Genomic DNA, 17,757 nt, shown 5'->3' with positions numbered 1-17,757 from the left:
ACCCTCTAGCGCCGATCGAGTGAACGTCGGACGACAGGGGATCCGCCTCGGGAGGCGCCCGTGCGGGGAACTTGCCGCGGGTGAAGAAGCTGATCAACGACGCCGGGCGTCGTCCACGAGTCCCCGGTGGCGTCGCCCAGGTCACCCAGGGCGCCGCGGCTCAAAGGCCACGAAGTGCTCGCGCGCACCGCCGCCCGTCCCGGCCGCCGCGCACGTCAGCATCGCCATAGGAGTCATGGGAGCGATGCCGCCATCGAGACCGCGCACGTCGCCCTCATCGGGCGGCGGATCTGCGCCACCACCCGCAGAAACTCGCCCCGCCGACGCTCATCGATCCTCGGATGGCCCCGTACTCATCGAGCAACGTCGGACGGCGTACGACCGCGGGCGGACCACTTCTCCTCGATGCCGGCGAGACGCCAGATCGCGACCGCGACGAGCCAGGTCAGGACGAAGAGACCGACGATGACGAAACCCGCCGAACCCAGCTCGAACGAGCCGATCCAGGACAACGGGCCGGATTCAACGCCGAGCCGCTCGGCGAGCAGCCCCGCGAGCACGATCACTCCGACGACCAGGGCGACGACCACCGACAGCACGGTGACGGTGAGGTTGTAGAAGACCTTGCGGACGGGCTTCAGGAACGCCCAGCCGTAGGCGTGGGTCATGAAGATGCCGTCGGCGGTGTCGAACAGCGTCATCCCGGCGGCGAACAGCACCGGCAGCACGAGGATCGCGTACCAGGGCAACGTGAAGGCAGCTGTGCCGCCGGCGAGCACCAGGAGCGTCACCTGGGTCGCGGTGTCGAAGCCCAGGCCCATGAGCAGGCCCACCGGGTAGAGATGCCAGGGCTTGCTCACCCGCCGCGTCACCCGTCCCAGCAGCCGCGCGAGCAGGCCTCGGGACTCGAGATGGCGTTCGAGCTCGGCCTCGTCGAGCTCGCCGGCGCGCATGGTCCGGAACACCCGGGCGATACCCACCACGGCGACGAGATTGCTCAGCCCGATGAGGATGAGGAACCCACCCGCCACGATCGCTCCGACCAGTGCCAGGTGCTGCAACAGCAGCGAGTTCTCATCCTGCACGCTCCCCGCCATCGCGCGCACGCCGAGCGCCAGGAGAGCGGAGAGCCCGAAGACGACACTCGAGTGACCCAGGGAGAACCACAAGCCCGCTGCGACAGCTGGCCTGCCCTCACCGACGAGCTTGCGGGTCGTGTTGTCGACGACGGCGATGTGGTCCGCGTCGAACGCGTGCCGGACGCCGAGAAGGTAGGCGGTCGCGCCCAGGCCCACCGTGAACACCCCGGCGCTGCCCAGCGTCAAGTTCTGCGGGGCGACCGCCAGGACCAGCACGCCCCAACCGACCAGGTGCAGCAGGACGACGAAGCCGACCATGCCCACGATTGAGGCCCGGTCACGCCGGCTCCAGCCCGTCCAGAACCGTCGGGACGACCCGGGGTGTACTGCCGTCTCCGTCACGAGTCGTGAGCTTGCGCGAAATGGTGGCAGCTGCACAAGGTGGGCGATGAGGCTGGGGGCTTCGCTGGCGACTGCGAGCCCCGGAGTCGGTTCATGATGGGATGCCGCGTCGCCCGCTCGCAGAGGGAGGGACTCTGCGCGCGGCGTGACAAGCCGACCTCGCGGTGGGTCCGGGAAGAGGTGACGGTGCGCCGGAGCAGCCCGTCGGAGGCAAGCCCGACCCTCCGAACCAGCGGCGATGGATCGCCCCGTTGACGTTCTTCCATGACCGTCGCCATCTCGGCTGGTGCTTCCGCCGTGGCCCTCGCGGACCGCAGCGGGGCAGCTGAGGGCGGCGCCGCACCCCGGCATGCAGTAGCCCGGGCAGGACACGGAACGACGATCCGCGGAGAGCGCTTTGCACGTCACGGCGCCGACATCACTGAACCCCGTGTGGGGCCCGACCTGGGAGAAGAGGGCCCCCGGTAGCGTGCCGCTCGTGACCGGGTCTCCCGCGCGACCGACACGCGCTGTGAGCACCAGGTTCACCCTGGTCACGATCGGGGCACCGGTCGGTGGTGTCTTCGGGCACCTGGCGGGCGGCGGCACGTCGCCGACGTCGTTCCTCGCGGTTCTCGGTGTGCTTCTCCTCGGCGTGGCGACGACCGGCGGCGCGATCGGTGTATCCCGTCGGAGCCGCGGTTCTTGGCCGCCGTGGGTCGTCCTGTTGGCCGGCCAAGCGGCGATGGAGGCCGTCCTCCGCTTCCCCGGGTCGCCCTCCACCCTGCTCTCGTCGGGGTCCTCGGGCGTCCACATCCTCGCCGCCGTTGTCCTCACCGCGCTGCTGTTGGGCGGCGAGCGGGTGGCCGGCGACCTCCGCGATCTCCTCGACCGATGGGTGCCGCGAAGCTGGGCAGACCTGCCCCTCATCGAGTTCCTCGCCACCCCATCGTGCGAGGGCCCGCGCTCCCTCCCGCTCGGCCGCACCGAGCACCTCCCACGGACTCCTCGGGGGCCGCCGCACACCTGAGTGGCGGAGCATGCCGACCGCAGATCGGCCTGCTCGAAGGTCCTCGCGCCACCTGGTGCGGGGCCACGTCCCTGGTCGTCGAGAACCGCCGTCCGCGCGTCGATCCGCGCGAGCGGCCCCTTCCGAGAGGTCGATCCGTGCTGACCTGTCCGTGCTCCCCGCCCTGCCCACCGACCTCCGGCCGGAGGTGGCTCCGATGACGCCGGGCCTGACCCGCCGGCTACGGCGCCTCCTCCTGTTCGTGGTCGTCCCCGCCGTGATGCTCGGCGTGAACATCCCGCCCGCGTGGACCTGGGTCTCCGAGCTCCGACACCAGCGGTTGATCAACAGCCAGGAGTACAAGGAACAGTTCGGCAAGTGGGACGTCGTCGAGCTCCCCGATGACCAGAAGGTCAACGCGATCCACGCCGCCGTGCTCCCGACCGGCCGCATCCTCCTCGTCGCCGGGTCCGGCAACAAAGAGGACATGTTCAACGCGGGGACGTTCAAGAGCCTCGTGTACGACCCGGCGACGGGCCGCAGCCGCGTCATCCCGACGCCGTCGGACATGTTCTGCGCCGGACACACCTTCCTCGCCTCGGGCAACCTGCTCATCGCCGGCGGCACCCAGCGCTACGAGCGCCTCGACGGCGCGGTCACCAACGCGGCGGGCGGCGTGACCGTCAAGAACGAGAACCCCGACGCGCTGCCGCTGACCTTCCCCGCGGGCACCGAGTTCCGGTCGCCCGAGGGCCTCGTCTACCGCGCCTCGCACGAGTTCGTGGTGGAGCCCGCCACCAAGGTCACGACCAGTCGCGGAGCGACAGTCACGGCCAGCGAGACCACCGTGTTCGCCGAGGCGATCGAGCCTGGCCCGCGCTACGTCACCGAGGGACCACGCCAGTACCTCATCAACGGGATTCCGCCGGCCGAGGCCCGGAATGTCTACGCACTCGGCCAAGCCATGACCTTGAAGAAGCAGAACTACCAGGGCCTCGACGAGAGCTACGAGTTCAACCCGTACACCGAGACCTACGAGCGCGTCGGCGACATGGAGTTCAAGCGCTGGTACCCGACACTCACCGGTCTCGCGGACGGCGGCGTGCTGGCCATGTCCGGGCTGGACGGCACCGGCGAGGTTCTCAACGGGCAGAACGAGATCTACGACCCGGTGACTCGACAGTGGACCGAGCGCAAGGACCTCACGCAGTACTTCCCGACCTACCCCGCCGTCTTCCAGACCGCGCGAGAGAACGTGCTGTTCTACTCGGGGGCCAACTCCGGCTACGGCCCGGCCGAGCAGGGCCGTGCCCCCGGCTTCTGGAACCTGCGCACCAACATCCTCACCCCGGTGCCCGGCATGCGTGACCCCGACCTGCTGGAGACGGCGGGCTCCGCGTGGGCCGGGCCGGTGCAGGACCAGCGGATCGCCGTGGTCGGCGGCGGCGGGGTCGGCGAGAGCCCCCGCTCGAGCGCACGCATCGACACGATCGACCTGGACAGCCCGAACCCGACGTGGCAGCCGGGACCGATGCTGCCCGAGGGCACGCGCTACCCGAACCTCACGACGCTGCCCGACGACTCGATGCTGATCAGTAACGGGTCCCGCGACTACCGCGGCAAGGGCAACTCCGACAACCACAACGCCCGCCTCTATCGGCCGCAGACCAACACGCTGGACTACGCCGCCGACCCGCAGATCGGCAGGAACTACCATTCGGCGAGCATGCTGCTGCCCGACGGACGCGTGATGGTCGTGGGCTCCGACCCGCTCTTCAACGACACAGCGAACACGGTCCCGGGCACGTTCGAGCAGCGCATCGAGATCTACACGCCGCCCTACCTGTTCCGGGGTCCGCAGCCCGCGATCTCGGACGCCCCGCCGAAGGCCGGGCTCGGCGACACCATCACCGTCGGCACCCCGGACGCGGGACGCATCGTCAACGCCCGACTCATGGCGCCCATGACAGCCACCCATGTGACCGACGTCAACCAACGATCGATCGCCCTCGACATGACCAAGCGCGACGGTGCCGTGACCCTCACCGTGCCCGAGAACCGGGCCCTCGCCCCGCCCGGGCGTTACATGCTCTTCCTCCTCGACGATCGCGGCATCCCCTCGGCGGGCCGGTGGATCGAGGTCCCCGAGCCCGGATCGGATCGCGAGGCACGCCCGTGAGCAGGGGTTCGTTGGGGCACCGCCAGCGGCGGCGCGGCCGCCGGGGCAGTCGTGACTCGCCCGGTGGCACGACGGGCCGGTCCGCCGCAGGCCCGCGCGTGTCCGTCCGCAGGACCGCGCTACCGTGCGCCGATGGCGCTGCGACGGAGCGAGATCCGACCGTCGAGCCGTCGTTCGCGTTCGAGTACTCCACCGGCGCGGGTGGTCCTGGCGACCTCGGCGGCGGCGCTGCTCGCAGTGCTCGGGCACCTCGTCGGCAGCGGAAACGTCACGACGTCGTGCGCGCTCCTGCTCACCGCGCTGGGTGCGAGCGCCGTCACGACCACTGCGGCGGCATGGGTCGCTCATCGGACCCGCGGTTCCTCGGCCGCGCTCGCAATCCTGACCCTCAACCAGCTCGTCACCGAGGCGACCCTGTCGATCCCCGCCCATGACATGCCGGCCGCCCCACTGGCGGGCGCGCTCGTGCACGGCCTGGCGGTCGTCGCCGTCTTGGCCCTGCTGATGGGGACCACACGAACGTTCCGCCCGGTGGCGTTGGTCGTCCGACGATGGCTGCCGGCGTCGTTCTCCGTGGCACCCCCGTACCCGCCGACGCGCGCCGTGTCCGCTTGTGGGCACCGGCTCCTGGGCGACGGGCTCCTCGAAGGATTCGGACCGCGAGCTCCGCGCGGACCGCCGGCCCTGCACATCGCGCCGCCGCACCCCTGATCATCAGCCGGCGGCTCGTCCGTCCAGCCCATCGCGCCCGGCTGACGGCCTTCCGGGTCGGGACACGGATCCCTGCCCGCTCGCCGTGCGCCGACGCGCGCGCCGTCCTCACCACCTCTCGTGGTGCCAGGTCCCGGAGCCGAGCATGTCGACGAAGAAGAACATGAACGATCGTCGGGCCGCCAGCCGATCGCGGCGCGGGCGACGCCCTCCCGTCAAACGCTCCACGGCGGTCCGCGTGCCGTGGCTCGCTCTCGCCGCCGTGGCGGTGGTGGTGGTCCTGGCCGCGGGCATCGTCGTCTACGCGCTCGGACGTGACGCGGAGGTCTCGCCCTTCCGCGTGTCGCCAGACAACCCGGATCCGTCGAGGAACATCCCGGGCGTGGTCTCGGTCGACTACCAGAACCAGGTGCACGTGCGGCCGACCGATCGGGTCGCCTACGACCTGTCCCCGCCGTTCGGGGGCCCGCACGACGGGAACTGGGCGGCGTGCGACGGAGCGGTCTATCCGCGTCCCGTGAGGAGCGAGAACTTCGTCCATTCGCTCGAGCACGGAGCTGTCTGGATCGCCTACGACCCGCAGCGGGTGACCGGTGCCCCGCTGGACCAGCTCCGGCAGCGCGTGTCCGGGCAGACCTATCTCGCCCTCTCTCCGTACCCGGGACTGGATCGGGCCGTGTCGCTGCAGGCGTGGGGGCGCCAGCTGAAACTGGACGACCCGGCGGACCCACGGCTCGAGCAGTTCGTACGGGCGCTCCGGCAGAATCCCAACACCCACCCCGAGGTCGGCGCGAGCTGTGGCGCCTTGGGCCCGGACAGCTTCGACCCGACGAACCCGCCGCCCTTCGACCCCTCCCCGCCCGGTGCCGACGCGGTGCCGATGAACGCCCCCGCGCGAGATCAGAGCCCGGTGCCGGACACGGGAGGCCGCTGAGCAAACGTCCCGGTGCTCCAGCGGGCGACTCCGGTCCGGACGATTACGCTGAGCGCCATGTCGAGGCCGCTCGGTCGCCGGAGACCGGTGCGCGATGCGGCCCTCCCCCGTCTGCTCGCGGCCTCGATGCTCGCGGCGCTCCTCGCGGCAGGCGCTCATGTCGCCGCCGGCGGCGCGGTGCCGCGGACCGCCGAGGTCCTTCTAGGCTCCGTCGGGCTGGTCGGCGCGAGCGTGTGGCTCGCCTGCGAGATCGGGCGGCGCACGCGAGGCCTGTCGATGACTGGGGCACTGGTCGGTGCCGGCCAGGGCGGGCTGGAACTGCTGCTCTGGTGCAGCGGTCACGGCGTACGCGACCCCCTGCTCGCTGCCGGGCTCCACGCCGCTGCGGCCCTCGTGGTGGTCGTCCTGGCGCTCGGGACCGAGCGTGTCGCCGCAGACCTACGGGCCGCCGGGGCCCGGTCCCTACCCCTCCTGTGCTGGTCGAGGGGACCGGAGCCCGCAGTTCGCCGCGAACCGGTCACGGTGGCCGGACACGACGGCGACTCCACGGCCGGCTCGTGGTGGCCGAGGCTGTGCCCGGTGCGGGGGCCACCGCTCGCACTCTGAGCCCTCCCCCGGGTCCCGCGGGTTCTCCGCGGAGCCGGTCGGCACGCCAGACGACGGCCCCACTCCTCGAGGCCGTGTTCTGTGGGCATCGCAGCCCGCTTTTAACGACGCCCGGGCTCGAGCTCCGAGCCAGGTCTCCCGACGGTTCTCGTCGACAAGCCCTCCGGAGCCCATCCCGGCGTCGGCCCCACTCGCGAAGGAGAACGACGGTGGCCCCGTCACGACCACCGGCACCGGCGACCGCCCCTGCCGCGGCACGGCCAGCGGGCACCGCCGACACCCACGACCGACTGAGACTGGCGATCGACGGCATGTCCTGCGCGTCCTGCGCCGTGCGCATCGAGCGAGCCCTGACCGATCTCGACAACGTCGTGGCAGACGTCAACTACGCCTCGGAGCAGGCGCTGATCACGGCCCCCGGCGTGCCGATCGAGGATCTCGTGGTGGTCGTCGAGCGGCTGGGCTACGCGGCCACCGTGGTCGAGGGCCCGGCCCGGATGGGTGCACAGGGCGGCGACGCGAGGGCGCCGCAACCCGGCTTCCGGAGAGCGCAGTCGGGCACCCGCGGCCTGTTCTGGCGTCTGATCGTGGCCCTCGTGCTGTTCATGCTGTTGGCAGACCTGTCGATCGCGCTGACCCTGGCACCCGACCTGCGGTTCCCCGGGTGGCAGTGGGTGCTGGTGGGGCTCGCCGCACCGATCGCGTCCTGGTGTGCCTGGCCCTTCTACCGTCGGGCCTGGGCCGCCGCACGGCAGGGCACGAGCTCGATGGACACCCTCGTGTCCGTCGGGATCCTGGCAGCGACGGGCTGGTCGATCTTCGCCATGTTCGCGCACGGCGCGGACGGGGAGGGCGGCGACGGAATCTGGGGGCTGTTGTTCAGCCCCGGTGGATCGCTCTACCTCGACATCGCCGCAGGCGTCACGACCTTCGTCCTGGCCGGGCGCCTGTTCGAGGCCAAGGCGAAGCACGCCGCCGGACGCGCGCTCGGCACCCTGGCGACGCTCGGGGCGCGAGACGCCGTGATCGTCGACGATGACGGCGCGGAGACCCAGGTCCCGACGTCGGCGGTGGCGGTGGGCGATCGGGTCCTCGTGCGGCCCGGGCAGACGATCGCCGTGGACGGCGTCGTCGAGTCCGGCGCGGCTTCGATCGAGACCAGCGCCATGACCGGGGAGTCGATGCCCACCGACGTCGAGCCCGGCGACCGGGTGCTGGGCGGCACGGTCGCCCTGGGTGGCCGGCTCGTCGTGCGCTCCGACCGCGTCGGCGGCGACACCCAGCTCGCCCAGCTCCAAGCGCTGGTCGAGCGCGCCCAGCACGACAAGGCCGCGGTGCAGCGCCTGGCTGACCGGATCAGTGCGGTGTTCGTGCCGGTCGTCCTCGCCCTGGCCGTGCTCACGTTCCTCGGATGGCTCACGGCGGGCGGCGGACTCGAGGCCGCGGTGGCTCCCGCGCTCGCGGTCCTGATCATCGCCTGCCCTTGCGCGTTGGGCCTGGCCACCCCGACCGCACTCATGGTGGCGTCCGGGCGTGGCGCACAGCTCGGGATCTTCCTCAAGGGTCACCAGGCACTCGAGAACGCCCGGGTCGTCGACACCGTGGTCTGGGACAAGACCGGCACGGTGACCAGCGGCATCATGGCCGTGCAGGAGGTCGTGGTCGCGGCGGGCGAGGACCCGCTCCGTTGGCTGGGTCCGGCGGCCGCCGTCGAGCAGGCCTCCGAGCACCCGGTGGCCCGCGCCGTGGTCGCCCACGCCCGGACGACCGGCGCTCCGGTCTCCCAGGTCACCGAAGACTTCACCGCGCTCTCCGGACTCGGTGCCGGCGCGCGGGTGGACGGTCACACCGTGCTCGTCGGATCGGCCCGCCTGCATACCGAGCGCGGGACCCTCGTGCCGAGCGAGCTCGACCGCGCGCGAGAACGCGTCGAGGAGCTCGGAGCTACCAGCGTGCTGATCGCCGTCGACGGGCGAGCCGGGGCAGTCCTCGCGGTGGCTGACACCGTCCGGCCCAGTGCGCCCGCGGCGGTGGCCGCGCTGCGCCGTCTCGGGCTGCGCACGGTGCTCCTCACCGGCGACAACCGCGCCACAGCGACTGCTGTGGCGTCGGCGGTCGGGATCGACGAGGTCGTCGCCGACGTGCTCCCGGCTGACAAGGCCGCGGCGGTCCGTCGGCTGCGCGAGCAGGGCCGGTCGGTCGCCATGGTCGGCGACGGCGTGAACGACGCTCCCGCGCTGGCCGTCGCCGACCTCGGGCTGGCGCTGGTCACGGGCACCGACGTCGCCCTGGAGGCCGCGGACGTGATCCTGCTCCGTGACGACCTCGATGTCGTCCCGACAGCGATCCGGCTGGCTCGCGCCACCCTGGGCACCATCCGCGGCAACCTCGCATGGGCGTTCGGCTACAACGTCGCGGCCCTGCCGCTCGCCGCCGCGGGCCTGCTCAACCCGCTGATCGCCGGGGCAGCGATGGCCGCGTCGTCGCTGCTCGTGCTCACCAACAGCCTGCGGCTCCGCCGTATCGGCGGCGGCGCGGAGGCCTCGGCTGATTCGGCCCCCCACGCGTCGTCCTCGCGCTGGTCAGGAGATCCCGCGAACCCGGCCACAGAGAGAGGTGCCGTGCGATGAGCTCGGCCGCCACGCTGCCCCCCTTCACCGGCTGGCAGGCGCTCACGAGCTGGACCCTCCGTCCCGGCGCGGTCATCGTTCTGTTCGCTCTGCTGGCGCTCTACCTGCTGGGCGTGCGACGGCTCCGGCGTCGCGGCGACCCGTGGGCCACCCGGCGCATGGCTGCCTGGGTAGCCGGGCTCGCCACCATCGCCTTCGCCGAATCGTCGGCGGCCCAGGTGTACAGCGCCGCACTGTTCAGCGCGGGCGTCGTGCAGCACATGACGTTGCAGATGGTGGCGCCGGCCTTCCTCGTCCTCGCCGCTCCCATGACCCTGGCGCTGCGGACGCTGCCCCGCCGCCCTCGGCGAGCCCTGCTCGCCGTGGTGCACAGCCCACCCGTACGCGCGATCTCGCATCCCGTGGTGGCGTTCGGGTTCTCCGCGATCAGCCTCTTCGTCTTCTACTACACCCCGATCCTCGACCTCACGCTGCACCACCCGTGGTTCGACGCCCTGAGTCACGTCCACTTCGTCGCCGTCGGTTTCCTGTTCTACTGGGCGATCCTTGCGATCGACCCGGTACCCCACCGGCCGCCGTTCGCCCTCCGCTTCCTCCTGGTCGTGGGGATGGCGCCGATGCACGTCCTGGTCGGACTGCCGATCATGGTCAGCAACCGGATGTACGCCGGGGACTACTTCCTCGCCCTCGGTCGGAACACCCCCACAGAGATCCTCACGGATCTCAACACCGGGGGAGCGCTGCTCTGGGCGTTCGGTGACGTGTCCGCAATCGTGCTCATCGTTGGCTTCGTGACGGCGTGGAGCCGATCTGACGACCGCGAGGCCCGACGCCTGGACCGCGCCCTGGACCGCGTCCACGGCGCCGGGCCCACCATGACGCCCTGGTGGCTTGACACACCCAACCGTGACCACGGTGAACCCTCCCGGCGCGAGCCCGGCCTCCCGGCAAAGGCCTCGTCGACGGAGAACACCACCGGACGCGGAACGTGATTTCGCCCCTGCGGGCATCGCAGCGGCTCGGGCGGTAGCGCCGTCCATCGCTCTCGAGTGGATCCACGTCATCCTTGCTCGGCTCTCCAGCGCGTGCTCGTCGCTCCACAGTGCTGCTCGGGGCTCACCGGCTGTTCGGGTCGCACGATCGGTCGCCACCTGCGGTGAGGGGGCGCCACCCATGCCCCGGACCGCAGGACCCGCAACCCCGCGCTCGTTATCGGATGGTTATGGTTGCCAGCGTGATACGGGCGACCGGGGGCGTTTCGGTGGCGGGGCCCAGCCCTCGCTCCGGAGTGCGCTTGACGACCGTTTCCGCCTTGGCGGCCTTGCTGGCTGTAGCGGGCCATGTCGCTGGTGGCGGCGCGCTACCGACCACCTGCGGCGTCCTGATCACCGTGCTGGCCCTGGCGGTAGTCGCCACCGGCTCCGCGGCGTGGGCCGCCCAGCGCACCCGAGGGCCATGGGCGGCGCTCATCGCGCTGGCCGTCGGGCAACTCGGCACCGAAGCTCTGCTGTCCGTGCCAGTCGACGATCTCCCTGCAGCGCCCCTGCGCACGGCGATCGTGCACGCATTCGTGACTCTCGCTCTGGGCGTGATGCTTCTCGGAGCTGATCGCACCGTGAACGACCTCAACGCGGTAGTAGACCGTGTCCTACCGCGCTGGTGGCGCGTCCGAGAGTCGACGGCCCCCTTCGAGCGCTCGTGGCGCATCTCCGCGGCGCCGGCGCACCCGGTCGGCGGAGTCTTCTGCCGATCCCCGCGGTCTCTCCGCGGTCCTCCGACGCCGTGCTGAGTCCGTCTCTGCGGTACGACTTCGCCTCCTTGCCGACCTGGCTTCACCCCGAGAACTAGAGCCCGGAGCGGCTTCTCCCGGCGGTCCCCGTCGATCGGGACCGCTTCTCCGCGAGCAGCGGCATGCCTGACGGTCGCCTCCGTGACTTGAACGAGGCACACCGCGGTAGCGACACAGGAGGAGGCGCGGTTGCCGTGGTCTCGTCCGTCGACCCAGCGAAGGACCGATCGTGCCACGTCACAGCTCCCCCATGCCGTCATTCGTCGTCCCCGGCGCGCTTCGGCCGACCCACCGTGGACGGACCACGAACCCCATATCGACGGCCGATGGCCATTCCGAGAATGGCCGCCCCAAGAGACGTGGAGGAACCGTGCAGAGCGGATTTGCTCTCGCGGCCGTAGTCGTCGGCGCCGCATCGGTAGGCCTGCCAGATACGAGCACAATGACCGCCATGTCGAACGATCCGACGAGTACGACCCAGGGGGCCGCAGCTCTCACCGCAGCTCGGGCCACGGCCGCTTCGCCGGGCCCTGCAGTCGCGACGAGTCAAGTCCTCACCGTTCCCGCGCTCGACGGTCCGGAACGATTCGACGTCGGCGGAAGCATCCAGGCTCTGCGAAAAGCAGATGACCGGCGAACCGCCGAGCGGCGACGCGAGGGCCAGCGTCAAGATGCAACCGACGCCCAACAGGCCGTCCGTGGAGCGACCACCAGTGGTGATTTCGCCCGCCCGGTCGCGGGACGTGTGACGTCGAACTACGGCTCGCGCGGTGGGGGCACGCACTACGGGCTCGACGTCGCCAACCGAATCGGTACGCCTATTCGAGCCGCCGCGGCGGGAACGGTGATCAGCGCTGGTCCAGCGAGTGGATTCGGGATGTGGGTTCGGGTGCGCCACGATGACGGCACGATCACTGTCTACGGTCACATCAACAAGGCTTTCGTGGACGTCGGACAGGATGTCGGCGCCGGGGACCTGATCGCCGAGGTCGGCAACCGAGGCCGATCCACGGGGCCTCATCTGCACTTCGAGGCGCACAGCGCCGAGGGGAAGAAGCTCGACCCGGGTCGCTGGCTCGATCAGCGCGACGTCGGTTTCTGATCTAGCCCGCGCCGCCGCGATCCCGGGGGGCGCATCGGACCCGAAACCGAACAGCGGCCCCATGCCGTTGACCGGCAGCTCGCGAAGGCCGTCCGAATTCCGGAACGTCACGAAGAGGACCCACCGAATGACGAACGACCCCCGTCCCCCCGGTCGCGAGCCGCGTCCTCCAGATCGACGCTTGCCAAGCGGTGGCGACCGAGCCGGCGCAACGGGCACGTTCTCCGCGAAGCCGCCGCCAACCGCGACCTCCGCGTCACGACGCCGGACCGACGCACCCTCGACCTTGCGGTCGACGCCGTCCACTCCTACACGATCGATCGACTCACGCGTTCCCCACGACGACGAGGCGCGCCGTCCTGGGCGCCGTCGAACCTTGCTGGTCGCCGCGGCGCTGGCCGCGCTGCTCGCTGCCGGCACCATCGGCGGCGTCATCGGCGTTAGTAGTAGGTCCGACGATCAAGCGCCCCTGTTCTCCGCTACCGCAGAACCCGCTGCCACCCCGGTTGAAGCGGTCGCGCAGCGGGTGCTTCCGAGTGTCGTCCAACTCAAAGGTGGCTCCGGGGAGGGCTCAGGCGTCGTCCTGTCCGCCGACGGCTTGATCCTCACCAACGCCCATGTTCTCCAGGCCGGTCAGGTGCCGGAACCAGCGTTGGCGGACGAGTCTCGTCAGCCGTCAGGACCCGGAGGCTTCGTCGCGTTGTTCCAGAACGGCAATTCGGCCCCGGTCCGGGTGGTGGGCACCGACACAACGGCTGATCTAGCGGTCGTACGCGCCGAGAACGTCTCGGACCTCACGCCCATCCAGATCGGCGACTCCTCGGCGTTGCAGGTCGGACAGGATGTCGTCGCGGTCGGTTCGCCGCTGGGCCTGTCGGGCACGGTCACGACCGGCATCGTGAGTGCCCTCCAACGGCCTGTCGCCAGTGGCGGCGCTCAATCAGGCCAAGCGAGCGTCATCGATGCCGTGCAGACTGACGCTGCGATCAATCCCGGGAACTCCGGCGGGGCGTTGGTCGATATGCAAGGCCGCCTCATCGGTATCACCTCGGCGATCGCGACGTTGAGCTCTTCAGGGCCGAGAGCCCAGCAATCGGGTTCCATCGGGCTCGGCTTCGCCATCCCGATCAACCAAGCAGCGCGGATCGGCGAAGAGCTCGCCCGTACGGGCTCCGCGACCCAGGCCGTCCTCGGCGTCGGGGTTGCCGACGCGCAGCCCACCGGCGCACAGCTCAGTCAGGTGTCACCCGACGGACCGGCGCGGGCAGCCGGCATCGGGGAGGGCGACGTCGTCACCCGGCTGAACGATCGCGTGATCAACGACGCCAACAGCTTGGTCGCCGGAGTCCGCGCACAAGAGCCCGGGGCGGCGGTCACCCTGACCGTCGTGTCCGGCGGTGGCGTCCCACGTCAGGTCCCGGTGACCCTCGGCTCTGAACGCGCACCGTCGGGCTGACACCACCGACGGAGTAGCTGGCTACTCGGAGGGCGATCTCGACGCGTTCGGTGCGGCATCGGCGATTTGACCATGCCACGAGCCAGCTGCCGCAACGCTGCCGAGCGTCCTTGTCGCTCGATCCAGAAGGCAGCACCTGAGTCCAATCCTCGCGAGCCACCGATAGCCGGTGAACGTGGAACCGCCGTGCGGCCCGGTGCTGCACGCGCTCGAGGCTCGCGTTCGACCGCGGGGCCATCGAGGCGGTCGGCCAGCACACGGTCGTGCACCGCAGGGTCGGCGACGTCGCGGTCTCAGACCGCCATGTCCAGGCCGAGCCGCTCGGTGAAGCCGCGGAAGGCCGGCGACACCTGCTGCTCGCTCTCCCCGACGCCTGCGTCTCGTACAGGGGCCGGAGGACAAGACCGAGCTGGTCGCCGCATCGCTCCTGGTCGTCGGTCGCGATGATCGGCGACGGCGTCAACGAGGCCCGCTGGCCACTGCCGACGTCGGCATCGCTGTGGGCGCCATGGAGGACGTGGCCATCGAGACCCGCTGACGTCGCCCTCCTGGACGAGGACCTGCGTCACTTGCCCAGACCCTCGCGCACGCGCGGGCCCGCGCATCATGCTCCTGAGAGTCGGCCTCTCGCTGCAGATCATCGGGCCGCTCATCCCGCTCATCCCGCTCGCCGCGTTCGGCGTACTGAGGCTGGCCGCGGTCGTGGTGGTCCACGAGGCCGCGGAGGTCCTGGTCCTCCTCAACGCGGTCCGGGGCGCTCAAGCCACGACTTGCCCGGCCTCAACGCAGCACCGGCCGGTACTGCTCGCCTCCACGTCAGCCTCGAGGCCACCCCGAGCTCGAGGACCGCGTTGCGAGCACGGCCGTTCGTGTTGCGGGCCGGAGCCTTCGGACGCTGAGGACGACACGCGGACGGCACCGAGGTCCTCGTCGGACACCATCCACGAGTCGGGGACGCGCCGGAAGACTCGGCGGCGCGCAAGCCAGCACGACGAGCGGTAGCCCTGAGAAGTCTGTGTGGCGGAGGGAGCAGCCTCTGCTCCATACGGATGCTCGCACGGTCCGTTGAGCGACTCGTGCCGACCTGCGAGCGGTGTCCGATCCGAGGGATTCTCAGATGTGCCCTCTCCGGTAGGTCGTGTCCCTAGCGTCACTTCAGTCGGAGCCGGGCGGCGACGCTCCCCCTCTTGTCTGCCGTCGTCGGAGCTCCGCGGACTGACCCGTAGGACACCTGTGCCCGAACGCCGACCCCGGACGAGCTCCCCCGTCCCGACGCTGCGGGCACCGTTCAGGAGGTTTCCGTGCCCCGACGCGGACGACATCGCACAACACTCCCCAAGCGACTCCTCGCGATCGTGGCGGCGCTGCTGGTCACAGGCGGCGTGGTCACGGTCGCGGGTTCGGCCTTCGCCGACTCCGAGTCCGGTGGCTCGGGGCTCTTCAGCGCCCTGAGCAGCGACGAGGGCTCCGAAAGCGACGCCGACAGCGACTCCGGCGAAGGTTCCGACGATGGATCCGAGGACGGCCAGGACCAGGAGGGCTCCGGCGAGGAGCCCGATGAGAGCCGAGAAGGCTCCCAGGACGGCCAGGACGACCGGAGCGCGCAGGACGACCAAGAGGACGATCAGGACAGCCAGGGAGAGGAGGGCCAGGACCAGCGTCGAGACCAGGGCCAGAACGGTGGTCGAGACCGCGACGAGCGCGACGAGCAGGAGCGACGTCAGGACGCCCTGGTCGCCGCGGGGCAACGGGCGGACCCCGAGGACCCGTTCCCGGGCCGCGACCAGATCGCGCCAGCCGGCGAGGACGACTACGTCGACATCGCTGACGTGGAGGCCAACGGTGGCGAGTTCGGCGAGGGTGGCCAGTTCAACGGAGGCTCCTACACCGTCGACTGTGGCGTGAGCGACCACAACAACTCGGACAACTACATGGCCGCGCCGGGCAAGCGCAACGGCGCACAGCACGTCCACGACTACGTCGGCAACACCACCACCAACGCGAACTCCGACGAGGACTCCCTCGAGCAGGGCAGCACCTCGTGCGTCAACGGCGACCAGTCGACGTTCTTCTGGCCGGTGCTGCGCGACCTCAACGGCACCGGACCGGATGTCGGTGAAGACGGCGGCAGCCTCGACGGCAACGTCGGGTCGATCCTGCAGCCGCAGTCGGCGCAGCTGACCTTCCGCGGTCACGGCGACGAGCCCGTGCAACCGATGCCCACTCATCTCATGATCATCATGGGGAACGCCAAGGCCGGGGCCCAGAACGGCGACAACGTCAACGCCAAGTACACCTGCACCGGGCAGGAAGACAGGGTGACTGACAAGTACCCGGTCTGCGGCGAGGGCTCGAACCTCGTGCGCCTGCTCGACTACCCCAGCTGTTGGGACGGGCAGAACCTCGAGTCCGCCAACCTGCGGGACCACATGGCGTTCCCGGATGGCGACGGAAACTGCTCGAACGGGTTCACTGCGGTTCCCGCGCTGCGGATCACGCTGACCTACGACCAGCCCGAGGGCCGTGCCTTCTCGATCGACAGCTTCCCGAACGAGCAGCACGATCCGAGCACCGACCACTCCGACTTCGAGAACATGGCCAGCGAGGACCAGTCCCGACGCGGGGCGGACTGCATCAACAACAACGAGCAGTGCGCCAACATCCCCCGAGAGGGCTGACGCACTCCCTGCGCGCGAGCGAGCCGAGGGACCGTCCGCAGTGATCCACGCGGATCACTCCGGACGGTCCCTCGTGCAGGTCGAACGAACACCTGGTGAGCCGTGAAGTGGAGGCCCTGAGGCGGGTCAGCGCGTTCCGGCGTCGCGCGCAGGAGGCTCGCAGGCCTGCTCGTGATCGGAGTGCTCGACGGCCTCGATCTGCAGGGTGCTGTGCTCGAGGCCGAAGCGCTCGCGCAGCAGGGTCGTCGCGCGGTCGAGCACGCCGTGCTCGCCGCAATCGGCGGTCGCGCATCCGTCGTCGGAGATGACGAGGTGGGCCGAGGCTGCGGGACTCCGGTCATTGATGGCCCAGACGTGCAGGTCGTGCACCTCGGCGACGCCATCGACGTCGAGCAGGGTGGCGTGGACGTCGTCGACGTCGATGCCGGCGGGGGCACCCTCGAGCAAGACGTGTCCGGTCTCGCGCAGCAGCGACACGGTGCGCGGCAGGAGGATCGCGACGATCACCAACGAGGCGATGGTGTCGGCGTACGCCCAGCCCGTGGTCAGCGTGACTGCAGCGGCCGCGAGCACGGCGACCGATCCCAGGGCGTCGCCGAGTACGTGCAGCGCGGCGCCGCGGAGGTTCATCCCGCCGCTGCCTCGGGAGAGCACGGCGAGCGCGACGACGTTTCCGACGAGCCCGACGATGCCGTAGAGCAGCAGGCCGCCACCCGGGACCTCGGCAGGTGTGGCGAGACGCGCGACGGCCTCGATCGCGACCCACACCGTCACGCCCAGCAGCAGGACCGCATTGACCGCGGCACCCAGCACCTCGGCACGGCCCAGACCGAAGGTCCGGCGTCGGCTCGGGGGCCGCGCAGCAAGCGCAGAGGCGACCAGTGCCGTGGCCAGCGCGACGGCGTCCGTGCCGACGTGGCCGAGGTCGGCGAGCAGCGCCAACGACCCGGTGAGCACCGCGCCCACCGCGCCGACGACCAGCACGACGGCGGTGACGCCGAGCGCGAAGCCGAGCCGTCGGCGGTCGTCGTGACCAGCCTGCCCGTGTCCATGACCATGTCCGTGTCCCACGGCGCCAAGATACATGCACACATTCGCATGTATCAACGGGTCCGTGGTGTGGCTTCGCCGCCGCCCCGAGGCAGAGCGAGACGGAGCGCATCCGGCACCGCGGCCCCATCTGCGGAGGTTCCGTCGCTGCGT

At 70.7% G+C, this 17,757-nt stretch carries 11 protein-coding genes; 9 read left to right on the top strand and 2 right to left on the bottom strand.

Features of this window, described 5'->3' with window-relative positions; translation table 11 throughout:
- Positions 1-353: 353 nt before the first annotated feature.
- Entirely contained in the window at positions 354-1,397 is a 1,044-nt protein-coding gene (locus ACQPX6_RS08595; protein ID WP_433788223.1) for a HoxN/HupN/NixA family nickel/cobalt transporter, read from the bottom strand.
- A gap of 595 nt (positions 1,398-1,992) precedes the next feature.
- On the opposite strand from ACQPX6_RS08595, the gene ACQPX6_RS08590 reads away from it, so the two are divergent.
- The 9 genes from ACQPX6_RS08590 (at position 1,993) to ACQPX6_RS08550 (ending at position 16,554) form a co-directional block, all read left to right on the top strand.
- Complete coding sequence (locus ACQPX6_RS08590) at positions 1,993-2,490, top strand: hypothetical protein (RefSeq protein WP_433786888.1); 498 nt, start codon at positions 1,993-1,995, stop codon at positions 2,488-2,490.
- Between the two features lie 196 nt (positions 2,491-2,686).
- Positions 2,687-4,648 carry a galactose oxidase-like domain-containing protein gene (locus ACQPX6_RS08585; RefSeq protein ID WP_433786887.1) on the top strand — a complete coding sequence of 654 codons (1,962 nt, stop codon included), beginning with the start codon at positions 2,687-2,689 and terminating at the stop codon, positions 4,646-4,648.
- Between the two features lie 132 nt (positions 4,649-4,780).
- Positions 4,781-5,359 (top strand): hypothetical protein, encoded by a 579-nt coding sequence (locus ACQPX6_RS08580; RefSeq protein WP_433786886.1) that lies wholly within the window; start codon positions 4,781-4,783, stop codon positions 5,357-5,359.
- 145 nt (positions 5,360-5,504) lie between these two features.
- Positions 5,505-6,293 (top strand): DUF3105 domain-containing protein, encoded by a 789-nt coding sequence (locus ACQPX6_RS08575; RefSeq protein WP_433786885.1) that lies wholly within the window; start codon positions 5,505-5,507, stop codon positions 6,291-6,293.
- Between the two features lie 896 nt (positions 6,294-7,189).
- Positions 7,190-9,529 (top strand): heavy metal translocating P-type ATPase, encoded by a 2,340-nt coding sequence (locus ACQPX6_RS08570; protein ID WP_433788222.1) that lies wholly within the window; start codon positions 7,190-7,192, stop codon positions 9,527-9,529.
- The gene (locus tag ACQPX6_RS08565; protein ID WP_433786884.1) at positions 9,526-10,521 is read left to right on the top strand and encodes a cytochrome c oxidase assembly protein; all 996 of its coding nucleotides are present in this window, start codon (positions 9,526-9,528) and stop codon (positions 10,519-10,521) included. The genes ACQPX6_RS08570 and ACQPX6_RS08565 overlap by 4 nt, the downstream gene beginning before the upstream one ends.
- A gap of 1,248 nt (positions 10,522-11,769) precedes the next feature.
- Positions 11,770-12,420: a M23 family metallopeptidase gene (locus ACQPX6_RS08560; RefSeq protein WP_433786883.1), complete on the top strand. Its 651-nt coding sequence runs from the start codon at positions 11,770-11,772 to the stop codon at positions 12,418-12,420.
- 376 nt (positions 12,421-12,796) lie between these two features.
- Positions 12,797-13,876: a S1C family serine protease gene (locus ACQPX6_RS08555; protein ID WP_433786881.1), complete on the top strand. Its 1,080-nt coding sequence runs from the start codon at positions 12,797-12,799 to the stop codon at positions 13,874-13,876.
- Between the two features lie 1,355 nt (positions 13,877-15,231).
- Entirely contained in the window at positions 15,232-16,554 is a 1,323-nt protein-coding gene (locus tag ACQPX6_RS08550; protein WP_433786880.1) for a DUF1996 domain-containing protein, read from the top strand.
- A 126-nt stretch (positions 16,555-16,680) separates the two neighbouring features.
- Here the strand turns inward: ACQPX6_RS08550 and ACQPX6_RS08545 are convergent, their stop codons facing one another.
- The gene (locus tag ACQPX6_RS08545) at positions 16,681-17,625 is read right to left on the bottom strand and encodes a cation diffusion facilitator family transporter (RefSeq protein ID WP_433786878.1); all 945 of its coding nucleotides are present in this window, start codon (positions 17,623-17,625) and stop codon (positions 16,681-16,683) included.
- Positions 17,626-17,757: the final 132 nt, after the last annotated feature.

The sequence above is a fragment of the Actinomycetospora sp. CA-101289 genome (assembly GCF_050955895.1).
Taxonomy (GTDB): Bacteria; Actinomycetota; Actinomycetes; order Mycobacteriales; family Pseudonocardiaceae; genus Actinomycetospora.
Note: the sequence above shows the minus strand (reverse complement) of the source record. Positions and strands in the feature narration are given on the sequence as shown.